This window comes from Mesorhizobium sp. LSJC285A00 (assembly GCF_000503155.1).
In the GTDB taxonomy this organism is placed as follows: Bacteria; Pseudomonadota; Alphaproteobacteria; order Rhizobiales; family Rhizobiaceae; genus Mesorhizobium.
Window position 1 is genome coordinate 173251 of sequence record NZ_AYVK01000004.1, and the last position, 16715, is coordinate 189965.

17 protein-coding genes are annotated in these 16715 nt (G+C 61.7%); 9 read left to right on the plus strand and 8 right to left on the minus strand.

The features are described from left to right. Nucleotides 1–39 precede the first annotated feature (39 nt). Both X726_RS162305 and serB read right to left on the minus strand, forming a co-directional pair. Entirely contained in the window at nt 40–612 is a 573-nt protein-coding gene (locus X726_RS162305) for a GNAT family N-acetyltransferase (RefSeq protein ID WP_023668335.1), read from the minus strand. Next, nucleotides 609–1496, minus strand: coding sequence for a phosphoserine phosphatase SerB (gene serB / locus X726_RS162300; protein WP_023668386.1), 888 nt, complete (start codon nt 1494–1496; stop codon nt 609–611). The genes X726_RS162305 and serB overlap by 4 nt, the downstream gene beginning before the upstream one ends. On the opposite strand from serB, the gene miaA reads away from it, so the two are divergent. Both miaA and X726_RS162290 read left to right on the plus strand, forming a co-directional pair. Next, nucleotides 1486–2469, plus strand: coding sequence for a tRNA (adenosine(37)-N6)-dimethylallyltransferase MiaA (gene miaA / locus X726_RS162295; protein ID WP_023668336.1), 984 nt, complete (start codon nt 1486–1488; stop codon nt 2467–2469). The genes serB and miaA overlap by 11 nt on opposite strands. Nucleotides 2470–2599: 130 nt before the next feature. Next, a complete protein-coding gene (locus X726_RS162290; protein WP_023668337.1) occupies nt 2600–3391 on the plus strand; it encodes a GGDEF domain-containing protein in 792 nt (263 codons plus the stop codon). Between the two features lie 288 nt (nt 3392–3679). Here X726_RS162290 and X726_RS162285 read toward each other — a convergent pair whose 3' ends face one another. After that, nucleotides 3680–5512: an ATP-binding protein gene (locus tag X726_RS162285; RefSeq protein WP_023668338.1), complete on the minus strand. Its 1833-nt coding sequence runs from the start codon at nt 5510–5512 to the stop codon at nt 3680–3682. 152 nt (nt 5513–5664) lie between these two features. Here X726_RS162285 and X726_RS162280 point away from each other — a divergent pair, with 152 nt between their 5' ends. The 3 genes from X726_RS162280 to X726_RS162270 are packed head-to-tail and all read left to right on the plus strand — an operon-like array spanning nt 5665 to nt 7081. After that, nucleotides 5665–6231, plus strand: a complete 567-nt coding sequence (locus X726_RS162280) for an XRE family transcriptional regulator (RefSeq protein ID WP_023668339.1) — start codon at nt 5665–5667, stop codon at nt 6229–6231. A 4-nt stretch (nt 6232–6235) separates the two neighbouring features. Continuing rightward, a complete protein-coding gene (locus X726_RS162275) occupies nt 6236–6544 on the plus strand; it encodes a hypothetical protein (protein ID WP_023668340.1) in 309 nt (102 codons plus the stop codon). Nucleotides 6545–6559: 15 nt separating this feature from the next. Continuing rightward, nucleotides 6560–7081 (plus strand): GNAT family N-acetyltransferase, encoded by a 522-nt coding sequence (locus X726_RS162270; protein ID WP_023668341.1) that lies wholly within the window; start codon nt 6560–6562, stop codon nt 7079–7081. Here the strand turns inward: X726_RS162270 and X726_RS162265 are convergent. Together X726_RS162265 and X726_RS162260 are read right to left on the minus strand one after the other, a co-directional pair. Continuing rightward, entirely contained in the window at nt 7078–8880 is a 1803-nt protein-coding gene (locus X726_RS162265) for an NAD(P)/FAD-dependent oxidoreductase (protein WP_023668342.1), read from the minus strand. The two genes, X726_RS162270 and X726_RS162265, sit on opposite strands and share 4 nt — an antisense overlap. A gap of 138 nt (nt 8881–9018) precedes the next feature. Next, nucleotides 9019–9909: a LysR family transcriptional regulator gene (locus X726_RS162260; RefSeq protein WP_023668343.1), complete on the minus strand. Its 891-nt coding sequence runs from the start codon at nt 9907–9909 to the stop codon at nt 9019–9021. Between the two features lie 121 nt (nt 9910–10030). Between X726_RS162260 and X726_RS162255 the strand changes: the two genes are divergently transcribed. From X726_RS162255 to X726_RS162245, 3 genes are all read left to right on the plus strand, one after another. Next, nucleotides 10031–11182 carry a gamma-butyrobetaine dioxygenase gene (locus tag X726_RS162255; protein WP_023668344.1) on the plus strand — a complete coding sequence of 384 codons (1152 nt, stop codon included), beginning with the start codon at nt 10031–10033 and terminating at the stop codon, nt 11180–11182. Continuing rightward, a complete protein-coding gene (locus tag X726_RS162250; RefSeq protein ID WP_023668345.1) occupies nt 11179–11763 on the plus strand; it encodes an HD domain-containing protein in 585 nt (194 codons plus the stop codon). The genes X726_RS162255 and X726_RS162250 overlap by 4 nt, the downstream gene beginning before the upstream one ends. A gap of 393 nt (nt 11764–12156) precedes the next feature. Next, a complete protein-coding gene (locus X726_RS162245; protein WP_050485889.1) occupies nt 12157–12585 on the plus strand; it encodes a hypothetical protein in 429 nt (142 codons plus the stop codon). Nucleotides 12586–12634: 49 nt separating this feature from the next. Here X726_RS162245 and X726_RS162240 read toward each other — a convergent pair whose 3' ends face one another. The 3 genes from X726_RS162240 to X726_RS162230 form a co-directional block, all read right to left on the minus strand. Next, nucleotides 12635–13282, minus strand: coding sequence for a response regulator transcription factor (locus X726_RS162240; RefSeq protein ID WP_023668347.1), 648 nt, complete (start codon nt 13280–13282; stop codon nt 12635–12637). Continuing rightward, on the minus strand, nt 13279–14670 hold the full coding sequence (locus tag X726_RS162235; protein ID WP_023668348.1) for a sensor histidine kinase: 1392 nt from the start codon (nt 14668–14670) through the stop codon (nt 13279–13281). The genes X726_RS162240 and X726_RS162235 overlap by 4 nt, the downstream gene beginning before the upstream one ends. Nucleotides 14671–14833: 163 nt before the next feature. Continuing rightward, a complete protein-coding gene (locus tag X726_RS162230; protein WP_023668349.1) occupies nt 14834–15127 on the minus strand; it encodes a DUF1236 domain-containing protein in 294 nt (97 codons plus the stop codon). Nucleotides 15128–15728: 601 nt separating this feature from the next. On the opposite strand from X726_RS162230, the gene X726_RS162225 reads away from it, so the two are divergent. After that, nucleotides 15729–16691, plus strand: a complete 963-nt coding sequence (locus X726_RS162225) for a DUF1236 domain-containing protein (RefSeq protein ID WP_023668350.1) — start codon at nt 15729–15731, stop codon at nt 16689–16691. Nucleotides 16692–16715: the final 24 nt, after the last annotated feature.

Consider the following 16715-nt stretch of genomic DNA (forward strand, 5'->3'; position numbering starts at 1 on the left):
CAGGCCTGCAACGATCTGATTTCGAAATGAAAAGGGCGGCTAGTTAGCCGCCCTTTTTCTTGCCTGCCAGTCCTTGCGCGACAGGGTGTAGAGGACATGCCGCTTGAGGTGCGGGTGGCTGTCAGGGATGGATGGGTGGTCGAAATCGCGAGCCGGGTCAGGGCTCATGCCAAGACGCTCCATGACGGCCGTCGAGCGGCGGTTGGCCGCGACGGCGAAGGAGACGATCTCGTCCCGGTCAAGCGTCTCGAAGCCATAAGAAAGCCATGCCTCGGCTGCCTCGGTGACGTAGCCCTTGCCCCAGAACTCGGGCGCCAACCGCCAGCCGATCTCGATCGTATCGGAAGGCAGGGACGGCACGTGATCGGTCTTTAAGAGACCGACGAAGCCGATGCATTCCCCAGTCGCGGCGATCTCGGCGGCGGCAAAACCAAAGCCGTCCTCGGCGATCCAGCCCCGAAACTCGTCCATCTTGGCATCCGTCTCGGCGCGGTCGCGGCGGAACGGAAAGAATTCCATCACCCGCTCGTCCGAATTGATGCGGTGGAAGAGTTCGCGATCGCGGTCTTCCCAGTTGCGCAGGATGAGGCGCTCGGTGCGCATCGGTTTCATTGGGCGAACTCTTCCTGGCGGTAGCCCTGGAGATAAAGCAGCGCGGTGAGATCGCCATGGTCGATGCGGACCTTGGCTTCGCCAGCAACGGCCGGCTTGGCGTGGAGCGCGACACCGGTGCCGGCCAGACGGATCATGTCGAGGTCGTTGGCGCCGTCGCCGACCGCAATCGCATCAAATGGCGTCAGGCCGAGGCGGGCCGAGATCTCGCTCAGCGCATCGGCCTTGGCGGCGCGGCCGAGGATCGGCTCGGCGACGAGGCCGGCAAAGCGCCCGTTCTCCTCGATCAGGCGGTTGGCACGGTTTTCCTGGAAGCCGAGCATGGCGGCGACACGGCTGGTGAAGACGTCGAAGCCGCCGGAGACAAGCGCCGTCCAGGCGCCATTGGCGCGCATCGTCCGCACCAGGGCGCGGCCGCCCGACGCCAGCGTCAGGCGGTTCGCGATGATGCGGCCGACGACGGCCGTATCGAGGCCTTTCAGCAACGCTACGCGTTCCCGTAAGGCGGGCTCGAAGGCGATCTCGCCGTTCATCGAGCGTGCGGTGATGGCGGCGACGCGGTCCTTGACGCCGATCTCGTCGGCGAGTTCGTCGATGCATTCCTGGTCGATCATGGTTGAATCCATATCGGCAAGCAGGATTGTCTTGCGGCGGCTTTCGGCCTGCTGAACGATCACGTCGACCGGCTCTGAACCAAGTGCTGTGCGCAAGGCCGCACTTGCCTCAGCGGCTTCTGCCCCCTCGGGCAACACCAGATCGCAGGCGACGCCTTCGCCCAGCCAGCGAACAGCGCTTGCGCCGACCGACCGTGAGGCCATATTCGCAAGCGAGGCCGACATCGCGCGGCGGACGGGGTGAGACACAAGCGTGGCAATGAGCGGCATCGAGACTTCCAAGCAGCTAGGCGAGGGCGGGCAGGCGGGCGAGGGCCGCGTGAAGAACGCGATCCTGATAGCCGGGCCGACCGCCAGCGGCAAGTCGGCGCTGGCGCTCGATCTCGCCGAGCGCAAGGGCGGCGTCATCGTCAACACCGATTCCATGCAGGGCTATTCGGTGCTCGATGTGCTGACGGCGCGGCCGAGCGCCGCCGACCTCGCCCGCGCGCCGCACTTTCTCTATGGCCACGTGCATCCCTCGACCGCCTATTCCACCGGCGCCTGGCTGCGCGACGTGATGAAGCTGATCGATGACGGCACGCTTGCACGGCGACCCGATGGCGCCGGCTTCGAACGTCCGGTGATTTTCGTCGGGGGCACCGGGCTCTATTTTCGCGCACTTGCCGAGGGCATTTCGGAAATGCCCGACATTCCGCAGCAGGTACGCGACCGCTGGCGCTACGAGTTAAAGGAGCAAGGCGCAGCCAAGCTGCACCGCATCCTGATGCATGAAGATTCGGCGGTCGCCATGCAGCTGAAGCCGACCGACGGCCAGCGCATCGTGCGGGCGCTGGAGGTGCTCGACGCATCCGGCCGCTCCATCCTAGAATGGCAGGCAGCGCGCGGCCGGCCGCTGATCGACCGCGACAGCGCTCGGTTCTTCGTTATCGAGCCGGACCGCGCCCCCCTTGTCGAGCGGATCGAAACAAGGTTCGACCGCATGCTCGATCTCGGCGCGCTCGATGAGGTCAAACGGCTTGCGGCGCTTGGCCTCGATCCCGGCCTGCCGGCGATGAAGGCGATCGGCGTTCGCGAACTTTCGGCTGCCATGGCGGGTGACATCAGCTTTCCTCAGGCCATCGAGCGCTGCAAGGCAGCGACGCGGCAATATGCCAAACGGCAAACGACGTGGTTTCGCCATCAGCTGGGACCGGAATGGCTGAGATTGCAGCCCGGCGGCCGCTTGCAAACCGCGATTTGATTTTCGTGCTGCCAATACAATTAAAGAAACAGAAGTAGGAATGAACATTCCCGCTCCGGTTGTCTGGATTAACCGTCCGTAAGGCGCCGGCATGCCATAGATCCGGCGGGTACTTTGCAACGGGAAGCAGATGCGTTTCCACAAGGCGGAATCCGCATTTTTCGTCTTTATTTTCGTGATCCTGGCCGCAGGCCTGGTGACGCTTTATGCCTATGGTCAATTGCAGTTCATCGCGGTCGGTCACGATACGACTTCCCGGGTCGAGAGGATCGCCTATCTCAACACGCTGCTGTTTGTCACCGGGGTGCTGCTGGCGACAGCGCTGTTCTTCGGCGTGTTCTTCATCTACCCGCTGATCCGTAGGCAGGCCACGGAAGAGGGCAAGCTGCGCGCCATGACGGTTTCGCTCAGCGCCCGCTCGGAAACGCTGCAGCATGCGGCATTGACCGACGGCCTTACCGGCATGCAGAACCGGCGCTACTTCGATGATGCGCTGAAGGAATATCTCGAGGAATTCCGCCGCATCGAAAAGCCCGTCGGGCTGATGATCCTCGACCTCGATCATTTCAAGCAGGTCAACGACACGCATGGCCACGATGTCGGCGACGAGGTGCTTAGGGCAGTCGCCAATTGCCTCAAAGGCATGACGCGCTACCACGATGTGGTGGCGCGGCTTGGGGGCGAGGAGTTCGCCGTCGTCACGCCCAACATGGATGCGGAGTTGTTGGGGAAGTTCGCCGAACGCATCCGCAAAGCGATTGCCAACATGTCGGTGCTGTCGGGCAATGTCCGCCTCAAGATCACCACCAGCGTCGGACTAGCCGTCTGGGATCGGAAGGAAACCGCCGAGGAATTCTACCGCCGCGCCGACCGCCAGCTCTACGAGGCGAAGAGGCAAGGCCGCAACCGCGTCTGCGCCTGAAATCCCGGCATTTAAATTCGTGAGGCTGGCCGTTTGATGCCGTCTTCTGCGCTTCCGGCCTTCGCCGGCCGAAGCACTCATGAGGTGGTGGCGGCAGCTATGGCTACGGCCGGCGTAGGCCGGTGCTCACGGACTCAATGTCCGCTCCGCTCCGGTTCTCGAAGTCGACACCGACCGACTCAGCCTGACGAATTTTCTGGCGTGATTTACCCAAGCGGCCAACGAAGCCGAGCCCTGGCGCTCCGGCGGCTTCTCAATTGGCCGGCAAAAAAGTCGCTACGCTGAAGGTCAATCGTTCTGCGGGCGCATGCCGAAGGTTGTGGGCTTGAGGCCGTAGCGCAGGTCGAAATCGTCGTCGGGCTGGACGCGCTGGGCGGTGGCCGGCTTGCGGTAATCGGGATCGCCGGCCTGGCGGCCGGAGTCCACGACCTCGGCGAAGGCCATCTGCTGCTGCGGTTTCGGGACGTTGCGCAGCCGCTCGACGATGGCGGCGAGATCGACGTCGTTGCCGTCCTGCGAGAACTCGTCCTGCTCTCGCTTGGCGGTGCCGGGGATCAGGTTCTCCGCCAGTTTCTCGAACTTCAGCCGCATGGTCGTCGCCACGCCTTCACCGAAGGCGATGGCTTCGCGCTGGCCCATGGAGGACAGGAAGGCCAGCGTCGAGGCGGAGGAATCGGCGATCGCCGAGCGGATGATCGCCTGGTCCTGCTCATTGGCCAGCCGCATGGCGAAGAAGGTCGAGCATTGCGACAGGATGGTCGGATCGAGTTCACCCGGGCGCTGGGTGACGACGCCGAGATAGCAGCCATATTTGCGGCCTTCCTTGGCGATGCGCGACAGTGCATGCCTTGTCGGGGCGAAGCCTAGGCGCGGATCGGCCGGCATATAGCGGTGCGCTTCCTCGCACAGCAACAGCAGCTTCAGCCGGCCCTCGCTCCACAGCGCAAGGTCGAAGGCCAGGCGCGCCAGCACCGAACAGACGGAGTTGACCACTTCGGACGGCATGCCGGCCATCTCGAAACAGGTCACCGGGCGGCCATGATGCGGCACACGGAAAATATTGCCGATCGTCTCGTGGATCGTGTCCTCGATCAGCCGCGAATTGAACATGAAGCGATAGCGCGGGTCGGACGCGGCGGACTCGATGCGCGTCTTCAGCGATTTCAGCGTCGGGCGGTCGTTCTTGCTTTCCAAGAGGCCCATGCGCTCGTCGATCTGCTTGATGAGATCGACCATGCGGTAGGGCACCGGCGTGTCGGCGGTCAGCGCATCGCTGCCGCGGCGCACGTAAGAGCCTGAATTGGGATTGCGATAGAGGTTCTTGGCGGCGGGGATCAGGTCGCGCAGGACATCGACTTCTTCCGGCACGACCTCTCGGCCGCGAAACAGCACTTCGGCGAATTCTTCGAGCCTGAACATCCAGAACGGCAGATCAAGCGTCTTGGAATCGACCCGGACGCAGAACTCAGGCAGGGATGCCGCGAATTCATTGTGCGGATCGAGAATGAGGATTCGCAGATCGGGCCGGGCGGCGATCGATTTGCGCAGCAGCAGCGAGATGGCGGTGGATTTGCCGACGCCGGTTGTGCCGACAACGGCAAAATGGCGCGCCAGCGTGTCGTCGATGGCGATGTTGGCGTCGATCGACTCATCCTGCGACAGCGTACCGATGGTGATCGAATGACGCCCGGCGAGATCGTAGACCGCCTGCAGATCACGGGTACGGATGCGGTGCGCTATGGCGCCGATATGAGGATAGGTGGTGATGCCGCGGTCGAACACCGGTTTGGCCCCCGGTTCGGCGCCGTCGCGCACTTCGCCGATCAGCTCGACGCTGACTTCGATGGGATTTTGTCCCTCATTGCTCCAGGCGCGATCCGACTTGCCGATTTCGTAGACCAGACCAACGGTGCGCGATGTCCCGAGATTGATGGAGATCATCTTGCCGACGGTCCACAGGCCGGTGACCGCGCCTTCGATGTCGTCGGCATAGGCGCTGATGGTGGCGCGCGCACCGTCGCACTGCACGACGTTGCCGAGAATGCGCTTGTCGCTCTGCTCTGCGCGGCGGCGCTCCTGCGAGGTCGGTTCGCCGACGGAGGCTTCGCGCTCGACAAACATACGATCCGATCCCCATTCTCGTGGAGCGTCGATCCTACACAGACGGGGTTAAGGTGGCGTGATGCGGGATGGTGTAGCAGGGGTTAACCGGTCAGCGAAAATTCAACCAGCCGGCCTCTTTTCCGAATCTAAATATTCGATATATTGGACGAATGACTGATATAGCGAATGACATGTCGGCTACGATAGGCAGACGAATCCACGCCGAAAGAGCCTTGCGGGACTGGTCGTTGGCCGACCTGGCGAATCGCTCCGGCGTCTCCAAAGCCATGCTCAGCACTATCGAGCGCGGCATGACCAGCCCGACGGCCGCGCTGCTGGTGCGCATCGCCGCTGCTTTCGGCATGACGCTGTCGACGCTGATTGCACGCGCCGAGCAGCAAGGTGGCGGCCTGCTGCGCGAGAGTGAGCAGCCGGTTTGGCGCGACCCCGGTACGGGCTATGTCCGCCGGCATCTGTCGCCGGTTTCCGACACGCCGCTCGAATTGATCCGGGTGCAACTGCCGGCTGGCGCCAGTGTGAGTTTCCCGGCGGCGTCCTATGCCTTCATCAAGCAGCAGATGTGGCTGATCTCCGGGCGACTTGAGTTCACCGAGGGTGATATGGTGCATAGTCTCGAGCCCGGCGACTGCCTGGCGCTCGGCGCGCCGTCGGACTGCACGTTCCATGCCGTCGGACCGCAGCCGGCCGACTATCTGGTTGCGCTGGTCAGGGGCTGAAATCGTGGCAAGACGTCCCAAGCGCTCCGACAATGGCGGACCGCCGCTCGATGATTACAAGGGTCCGCCATGGGGCAGGGGCGATCCCTACATCTTCCTGGCTTGGCAGGCAGCGCATGCCAAGGCGTGGAAGGCGCCAAGCCGTGACGTGATGCTGATGCGCATGGAAAAGGCCGAGCGGCTTGGCCTGACCTATGAGGAATACACGCTCGAAATCCTCGAACGCGGGCTGCATCTGCAGCCGAAAGACACCGATCGCATCGCCGCGATCAAGGCGAGACGAAAGCGGCGTCGCGTCGCGCGTCTGGATTAGCAAGGGAAAGTGCAGGTGAGTCCCATCGAAATCAGGTCGCTGACTGCGGAAACACGCGACATGCTGGCCGACCTCCTGATCGAGACGGTCGCGGCCGGCGGCTCCGTCAGCTTCATGCATCCCTTATCCAGGCAAGCGGCGGAAACCTTCTGGAGCAACTCGTTGATGGCAGCAGAGAGAGGTGAAAGAGCGGTGCTGGGTGCTTGGTATGGCGACGCGTTGATCGGCACCGTCACCTTGCTGCTCGACTTTCCGGTCAATCAGCCGCACCGGGCCGAGATCGCCAAGCTCATGACCCGCGTCGAACACCGCGGCAAGGGCATAGCGAGCCGGCTGATGCGGGCGGCCGAAACGCTCGCCGTCGAGAAAGGCCGCACGCTTCTGGTGCTGGACACCGCAACCGAGGAGGGCGCTTCCGGCCTTTACGAAAAACTCGGCTTCACGCTCACTGGCGAAATACCGGACTTTGCCCTGAAACCGCATGGCGGGCTGACCGGCACGCTCATCTACTGGAAGCGCATCGGCGGCGCTGCCTAAGCCTTGTGGTGAACCTCTTGCAGCGCGTAGACCGGCGTCGCGATGCCTTCCATGCGCGCCTTCAGCTGCAGCGCCAGGAACTGGGAGTAATGGCGCGACTGGTGCAAATTGCCGCCATGGAACCACAGCGCCTCCTGCTGCGTCGGCTTCCACATGTTGCGCAGCTCGCCTTCCCAGGGGCCTGGGTCCTTCGTGGTGTTGGAGCCGAGGCCCCAGCATTTGCCGACCTTGTCGGCGACCTCCCGTGAGATCAAATCGGCCGCCCAGCCATTCATCGAACCGTAGCCGGTGGCGTAGACGATGAGATCGGCCGGCAGTTCCGATCCATCGCTGAGCAGGACCGAATGCTCCTTGATCTCCTTCACGTCGACACCGCTTTTCAGCTTGATCGACCCGTCGATGATCAGGTCGGAGGCGCCGACATCGATGTAATAGCCCGAGCCGCGTCGCAGATATTTCATGAAAAGGCCGGAGCCGTCGTCGCCCCAGTCGAGCATGAAGCCGGCCTTCTCCAGGCCTTTGTAGAAGTTGGCGTCGCGCTTCTTCATCTCGGCATAGGCCGGAATCTGGAATTCGTGCAGGATCTTGTAGGGCAGGGAGGCGAAGACGAGGTCGGCCTTGGCTGTGGTCATGCCGCTCGCAACCGCCTTTTCCGAATAGAGCGAGCCCAGGCCGATCTCCATCAGCGTGTCCGACTTGACGATGTGCGTGGTCGAGCGCTGCACCATGGTGACGTCGGCGCCGGCCTCCCAAAGGGCTGCTGCAATGTCGTGGGCGGAGTTGTTCGAGCCGATGACGACAGCTTGTCTGCCGACATAGGCATCGGGTCCCGGATGCTTCGAGGAGTGATGCTGGTCGCCCTTGAATGTGTCCATGCCCTTGAAGTTCGGCATGTTGGCCTTGCCGGATTGCCCCGTGGCCAGCACCAATTGTTTCGGCTTCAGCGTGATGTCCTTGCCGTCGCGGCGCACCACCACCGTCCATTCCTTCTTGCTGTCGTCATAGACAGCGCTCATGGCCTCGGTCGACGACCAGTAGTTCAGCTCCATTACCTTGGCGTACATTTCCAGCCAGTCGCCGATCTTGTCCTTGGGCGCGAAGACCGGCCAGTTCCTGGGAAAGTCGATATAGGGCAGATGGTCGTACCAGACCGGATCGTGCAGGCAGAGCGATTTGTAGCGCTTGCGCCAGCTGTCGCCGGCCCGTTCGTTCTTCTCGACGATGATGGTCGGCACGCCGAGCTGCCGCAGCCGCGCGCCGAGCGCGATGCCGCCCTGGCCGCCGCCAATGATGAGCGTATAGGGCTGCGTCTTGAAGCCGAGCTCGGCGGCCTCCTTCTCGCGCTCCTCCTTCCAGGTCGGGCGGTTCTTGCCATGGCCGTGCTTGGCGCCGAGCGGGCGGTCGAAACCGGCCGGCTCCTCATGGCCCTTCAGCTCGACCATGGTGGTGAGCAACGTCCAGATCTTGCCGTCCTTCAGCCGGATGTGGCCGAAGCCGCGCGCCACAGACGTTTCGAAACTGATCCAGCCGTCGAGCAGGCCATCGTTTTCAGTGGCGTCCTCGCCCCTGGCGATCGCCCAGTTCGATGGGTTGGTTTTGGCCAGCTGGCTCACCAGCATGTCGCGCACCTGGTCACGGCCTTCCATGGTCTTGATGTTCCAGGTGAAGCTGACGAGATCGCGCCAAAAACAATCCTCCTGAAAGCAGGCGACCGCCTTGTCGATGTCACCGGCGGCGAGTGCCGCGCCGAAGCGATCGAGCAGGTCGGAAAGCTTCTTGTTGGGGGCCTTGTCGAGCATTGAATTTCCTCCGCGATTTTTCTTGGCCGCCTGTAGCGAGCGGAACCCTGCCGAAGCTTGACGTCCGGCCTGGCGCAGTATCGCGACAAATTATGCGCCGCGTCACGTCGTCCAATAGTTTGCCGCGTATTCAGGGGCTTATCGGGAAATCGGGACGCCGAAGACCGTTGCGAACCAGCGGCGGACCGCTTCTTCGGCCGGGCTCAGATGCGCGCCCGAAGGTGCGGTCAGATAGTGGCCGGCACCGCTCGACAGCGTAAAGCCGGACAGGGTAACGAGAGATCCTTCGCGCAGTGCCGCGTCGGCCAACGGTCGCGATCCCAGCACCATGCCGGCGCCGTGCTTCGCCGCCTCCAACGCGGTAACGAAACTGTCGAATTTGTGCGTGGGCCCCAGCGCCGGCTTCATCCGGGCGACGGCGAACCACTCGCCCCACATTTCCCGCGCGCCGACCACTGTAAGTCTCGGCAATCCTGTCCAATCCTTGGCCTTGGCGACATTTGGCGACGCCATCGGCGTCAAGGTTTCGCGGGTGAGGCGGTCGGCCTGCCGTCCGGCAAAGGAGCCGGAGCCAATGCCGAATCGGATGTCGAGACCCACAAAGCGCTCGCCGTAATCGGCCGGTGTGTGGATGGTCTCGATCTGCAGCTGGACGAAGGGCAGGTCCTTGGCCATTTGCGGCAGCTTCGGCGCGATCATCAGCACGGCAAACGAGATCGGCGAGCGTATCGTCACGCTCTGGACGGTCTTGGGTTCGAACAACTCGCGCGTGCTGTTGGCGATCACGGCAAAGGCCGATTGCAGATGCGGCAGGTAGGCGGCACCCTCCGGCGTCAATTCGACGCCGCGCGCCAGGCGGATGAACAGCGGCTGCTTCAACCGCTCTTCGAGAGAACGGATGTGCTGGCTGACCGCAGCCTGGGTCAGGCCAAGCTCGGCCGCGGCGGCGGTGAAATTCGACAGCCGCGCGGCGGCCTCGAAACTCCGCAGCCAGTCAAGCGGGGGCAAGGGCAGGGTTGTTTCAGTCATAAACCGTTTAGGGCCTCTGGCTGCAAAATGATAATTTGAGTTATGCCTTCGACATCATCACGATGCAACCGGAAACCCTGCGGAGTTGGCTGCGGGGCGCTGCGGACAGGAACGGATCCCCATGCTTAGCCAGGTGCTGATCGGCGACGAAGGAAGAACGATCGACCTCGGGTGGAAGGACGGCGCGCGCACTCGCTTTCACGCAGTGTGGTTGCGCGACAATGCGCTCGACGACAAGACGCGCAGCGCCGGCAACGGCCAGCGGCTGATCACCATTCTCGACATTCCCGTGCAGACATGCATCGGCGCAGCCGCGATCAAGGGCGATGCGCTTGAAGTCAGTTTCGAACCGGAGGGAAAGACGGTGCGCTTTCCTGCGGCATGGCTGAGCGCCAATGCCTATGACCGCGATGCCGCCCGACAGCCCGGCTGGACAGGCGAGGGCACCGTGCGATGGACCAGGGCCTCTATGCAGAATTCGGTGCCGCGCGCCGGCTATCTCGCTGCCAGCCGCGACCGCGCCGTCTTGCGGCAATGGCTGTCGGCGGTGAAGACCTACGGCTTCGCGGTGATGGACGATTTGCCGCCCGAATCCGGGGCGCTGTGCAAAGTGTCCGATCTGTTCGGCTATATCAGGGAGACCAATTACGGCCGATGGTTCGAGGTGCGCGCCGAGGTCAATCCAACCAATCTGGCCTACACTAATCTTGGCCTGCAGGCGCATACCGACAATCCCTATCGCGATCCGGTGCCGACCTTGCAGATCCTGTCCTGCATCGAAAACACCGTGGACGGCGGCGAATCCAGCGTCGTCGATGGTTTTGCCGTGGCGGCCGCGCTGCAGGCAGAAAACCCCGAAGGCTTCCGGCTGTTGAGTTCATACCCGGCGCGTTTCGAATATGCGGGGTCGTCGGGCGTGCGATTGCAGGCCAAACGGCCGATGATCGAGCTCGGGCCGGATGGCGAACTCATCGCCATCCGCTTCAACAACCGCTCGCTGGCGCCGACCGTCGATGTGCCGTTCGCGGAGATGGAGGCCTACTACGCCGCCTATCGCCGGTTTGCCGAACTGATCGAGGATCCGTCCTTCGAAGTCACCTTCAAGCTCGAGGCGGGCCAGGCCTTCATCGTCGACAACACCCGCGTCATGCATGCCCGCAAGGCGTTCTCCGGCACCGGCAAGCGCTGGCTGCAGGGCTGCTACGCCGACAAGGATGGCCTTTTGTCGACGCTGTCGGCGATCCAACACGAGTTCAAGGAAGCAGCGGAATGAGCAGCCAGGATTTGAACGCGGGCAACATCGTCGAATTCATCGCCGATATTTTCGAACGCCGAGGGGCGGAATCCTATCTCGGCGAACCCGTCACCATGTCGGAGCACATGTTGCAGGGCGCCTGGTTCGCCGAAAAGGACGGCGCGCCCGATGTGCTGGTGGCGGCAGCACTGCTGCACGATATCGGCCACTACACCAGCGAGTTCGGCACCTATTCGCCCGACGATGTCGAGGACAAGCATCATGACGAAGCCGGCGGCGAGGTGCTGGCGCCGTTCTTTCCACCGGTGGTCGTCGAATGCGTCAGGCTGCATGTCGCGGCCAAGCGCTACCTCTGCGCTACCGACCCGACCTATTTCGGCAGGCTGTCGCAGGCCTCGGTCCACACGCTGTCGCTGCAAGGCGGGCCGATGAACGCCGAAGAGGTGGCCGAGTTCCGCAAGAACCCGTTCCACGAGGAAGCGGTTCGGGTCCGCATCTGGGACGAGGCCGGCAAGATCGCCAACATGAAGACCCGGGCATTTCGCGACTACATGCCGCTGCTGCAACGGGTTGTCCGCGACTTCGCCAATCGCGCCTGATCATAATCCGGAGAAGGACCGGCATGTGCTACCGCTTCGACGGCGAGCATGCGCTAACCGTATGCCGGAGATCTGCCGCAAGCGTCTGCGTGCCGCAGGCGCTCGCGCCTCGCTGCCGATCCCTACCGGTGACGAGCCTTGTCACCGCGGATTTTATTGCGACATCCGTCGGCGCGGCCCAAGATCAGTAGGTCAGACTTCGGTGTATATTTGACTCAGACGAAGGTCTGAGAATCGAGCTGCAAGCACGAAAGGAGAGTTTCCTCAGCGTTTGTGAGCCGCAATTTTGGGCTGTTCATTCTTGAATACCGTGACACATCATGATGTGATGGTGGCATGAATGGAGAAAGGCAGCCCCTGTTTTCATCCGTGCGTCGCCGGGCGTACTTTAGCTTGCGCGTATTCGCGGCGGTTGCGGTGGCGATGCCGGTGCTTGGTCTGCGGTTGAGCCATGTCGACGGCTACAAGATCGAATTCGCCGCTGCCAGCGCCAAGAGCGGAAACAATGGCAATGGTAACGGTGGTGGTAACGGTAGTGGTAATGGTAATGGCTCAGGCGGCAACGCCGGGAATGGCAACGCCAACGGAAAGGGAAAAAATGGTGCCGGCGACAACGCCCCCGGTAGCCAAGCTCCGAGTAGCCAAGTCAATGCCGCTGGCGACACGGTGACGGTACAGGGCTCCAAAATCCAGGTCGTGCATCGCGATGGATTCAGCGAAAGCATCGAGGCCGGCCGCTTCACTATGAAGGATCCGCTTGGAAGGACAATTGTCGAACGCGCCGTAAGGGCCTCCGACATTGCTCGTCTGAAAGGGCTGTGACTGCTGGTTCGCCAACCAGCATCCGACCTTCAGACAAGCCCCGATCTCCCTATACAAGACCCGTTTTGGGCGCGTGCATAAGAATGGCTGCTTCGGTGCGGTTTCGCACCTTTAGCTTTTGAAATATCCGAGTCATGTGGTGTTTTACCGTTTTCTCCTGCAGGTTGAGACGTTTGGCGACTTCTTTATTGCTCAGTCCTTCGCCTACCAAGGAGATTATCCCAAGCTCGCGTCCCGAGAGATTGGCAACGAGATCGGTGGTGCGCTTTTCCGGCCGTATCAGTTCATTCAAAAGCTGCGCTGACAGGGTCGGCGAAACATATTTTTTTCCTGCGGCTATATAAGTCAGCACCTCGGCCAGCGATGCCGCCCCAATCCCTTTCAGCACATATCCGCGTACGCCCAGCCTGAGCGCCGTCGCCAAATCGGCGTTCGCCTCCGAGACGGTGAGCATGACGATCTTGCAGTCAGGCTGAGTTGCAAGAATATTTTCCGCTGCCGCCAGACCCCCTCCCGGCAAACTGATGTCGAGCAGCAATATGTCGGGATTTGCCAAGGCCGCAAGCTGTTCGGCATCCGTCGCGGTTTCGCCCGCACCAACGACTTCGAAGCCGCCGATTTCGGCGAGGCTGCGAGCCACACCCTCGCGAAACAGCGGATGATCATCAACAATGGCAATCCTTATGGGAGCGGTCATTTCTGGTCCTCGATGTTGAGCGTTATCGTCAGCCGGGTCCCCCTGGGGCTCGAAAAGGTCTCGAAGTGACCTCCGATACTCTCGATACGTTCCCTCATACCGGCGAGTCCAAGTCCTTCACACGATCCCGACTGGAATCCAGGGCCGCGATCAAGCACTTGAATGAGGAGCTTGCCCTGCGTCACTCGCGCCTTGACAGCCTGCCCCTTGCCCAGACCGTGTCGCCAGGCATTGTTCAGCCCCTCCTGCGCGAAGCGAAAGATGCTTATTTTCTCGGACGTCCCCAGGTCGGGCAGGCGAGATGGCAGTGAAAGCGATACGGAAGAGGCCGTCCGGCGTTCATGTTCCGCAACCGCAAGCCGCAATATCTCGGCGACTGTCGAAGCTTCGATCTGTGGCAGTACGAGGCCGGTGCAGATGGCGCGGATCTCCCGCATCGCCTCGTCCAACGTATGATGGATATCGGCGATCTCGGTCTTGCGGTGGCTTGGGGATGCGGCGGGATCGAGCAGCAGAGGGCTGTCCATGCGCAGCGCAGCCAGTGCGACGAGCTGAGCTGGACCGTCATGCAAATCAGACCCAATGCGACGCAAGTAACGCTCGTTGATTGCCGTTGCGCGGCGCGACGCCTGCTGGACGCGCTCCCGCAAAGCGGAATTCTGCTCCAAAAGCAACTGAAGTTCCGCCACTTGTGTCTCAAGCGCTGAACGCTGCGTTTCGATAGTGCTGCTGCCGCGAAGCACGATTCCCGAGAGCATCGCCAAGGCGACCGCGGTCGCGCCAGCCACGAGCAGCCAGCTCGACCATAGTGCCGAGTTTAAAGTGCCCTGAAGATCGTCGGCTATCTCGTAGAACTCGGAAACGGCCACAACATCGCCCGACCACGGCTCTCGAACCGGATTGTAGATCTCGAGCAGCGAGGCGGTGGGGCTCTTGCGTTCCTTCCTTTCATTTTCGTCCAGATCATTGAATTGCGCCACCACGTTTCCACCGAACGCATGCAGCAAGTTCGCATTTGGCTCGAAGGTCTGGCCGATAAGAGCCGCGTCTTTGGCGTACAGGACCTTGCCATCACGCCGCCAAAGCACGAACGACGCCAGTTTTTTTCCGAGAGCACCCTGGTCCAGGGTTTCATCGAGTGCCCGTTTAACGGTGTCGCTGAGCTGCTGGCTTTTGCGCATATCCGGCAGGATTGGCGCGATGACACTGTCGACGTAAAGCGCGGTCGTGCTTGCAGAGTTGCGGATCACTCCATCTCGTATTTGCGAGGTGACCCATAGGCCGACGACCAGCATCAGCGACAGCAGCCCAATGCTTCCGACTATGATGAACTGCCAAGCCAACGATAGCCTGTTCCAGTTTTGATAGAGACTATCAATGTAGCGCACGTCTCAACCGACCCCGCGACTTTGGCCGTGCCAAAATGCCTAAGCCATCCTACATCTAGAACGGTCGATGGTGCGAGCAAGCGCTAGGTTGAATTGCCGGGGAAACCGCAATTTCAGGGCATGATCCCACCGCCACCCGCGGGGAACGGCGGTGGGATCAGCGTTACTGTATGATCTTGACGATCTTCCGCGTGCCGGGGTCGACCAGCACGGTTCGCCCGTCGACCACAACGTAGCGATACTTGACGCTCGGCACTTCATGCAGTTCCACCGTGTCGGGAATGGCGGTCCCCACGTTCAATTCGACACCTGGAATCTTCACCGACGCAAGGGGCTGCTTTTTCACGTATTCGCGCACAACCGTTTCCTGCTCCGGCGCGATGATGACGTCTTGAGCAGCAACTACGCCCGCGCTTGCGAGCAGCAAGAATCCGGCAATTGCGGTCGACTGGTACATGGTCGTCATGATTCTCTCCTTCATGCGAGCAACGCTCATGCATCTTGCGCGAGCTCGATTCCGATACGGGTGGTGTTGGTGAGGTTGATGCACACCGGAAGCCGAACGGGCTTTTCGCGGCTGCGTTCCCGTGTGGGGCTTCGGTCCGGGCGTCATCGGGCTAATGGACGATAGAGGGAGGGACCAAAGTCTGGTGCCAGGCTGTAGAGGTCCTAGAGCCTCCTCAGGGCGGAACACAGGGTTCTCGGCATCGTTGAGATCAGCACTTGTGGGAGGCGTTNAGGCGTTAATGGACAACAGCGTCCATCAGGCACGATGGTTGCTCTTGCCTGTTTTCGGGGTAGCCATCCTGGTCATGACGACGGGAGTACTTCTAAGCTTGTGAGGCTGGTGTCATCGCTATGGGATCACAAGCTCAGAAAAAAGCAAAAATCTTGCGTTGCATTAATTTTTTGATGCAATTTGTAGCTGATTGTTGGCGAAACTACTGCCTACATTTATTGGTCTTCTTAGAAGCCCGATTTTATTCGCAAAATGCGGAACAAAGTATTTTTGACAGAGTTGGCTAGGCTGAGGGACCGACTCTTTAAGGAGAAAGCAGATGAAACATGTGTTGATCACGAGCATGATTGCGCTTGGCGTCGGGTGCGGCGCCGCGATCGCCCAGACCCAGGCTGTGCAGCCGAGCGGCGGCGACAACTGCGCCGCTGGCGCGGCCGATTGCCAGAAGGGCGGCAAGGCCGGCGAACAGGCGCAAGGCAAGATGAAGTCACAGACCGATCAGAATGCACAGGGCCAGGCTGGCGCCACGACCGATCAGCAGGCTCAGGGCAAAGCCAAGCTCAAGACGGATGAACAGGCACAGGGCAAGGCCGGGACCAGTACCGAGCAGAATGCTCAGGGTCAGGCCGGCGCCACGACCGATCAGCAGGCTCAGGGCAAGGCCAAGCTCAAGACGGATGAACAGGCCCAGGGCAAGGCCGGGACCAGCACCGAGCAGAATGCTCAGGGCCAGACCGGCACCAGCACCGAGAAGCAGGCTCAGGGCAAGGCCAAGCTCAAGACGGATGAACAGGCCCAAGGCAAGGCCGGGACCAGCACCGAGCAGAACGCTCAGGGCCAGACCGGCACCAGCACCGAGAAGCAGGCTCAGGGCAAAGCCGGGACCAGCACCGAGCAGAACGCTCAGGGCCAGACCGGCACCAGCACGGACCAGCAGGCCCAGGGCAAGGCCGGGACCACCACCGAGCAGAACGCTCAGGGCAACACAAACGTCCAGACCGACCAGGGCAATACGGCCTCGATCAACAACGTGACAGTCGAGCAGAAGACGCAGGTCACGCAGATCATCCACGAGACCAGGGTTGAGCCGGTGAAGAACGTCGACTTCGACATTTCGGTCGGCATCGAGGTGCCGCGGCACAAAGTGCGCCTGCACCGTCTGCCGGCGCGCATTGTCAAGATCGTCCCGGCTTACGAATCCTATGAGTACTTCGTGCTGGCCGACGGGCGCATCGTCATCGTCGACCCGGATACGTACAAGATCGTGCTGATCCTGACGTGACACGGCAGTGGCTCTTGTTCCCGG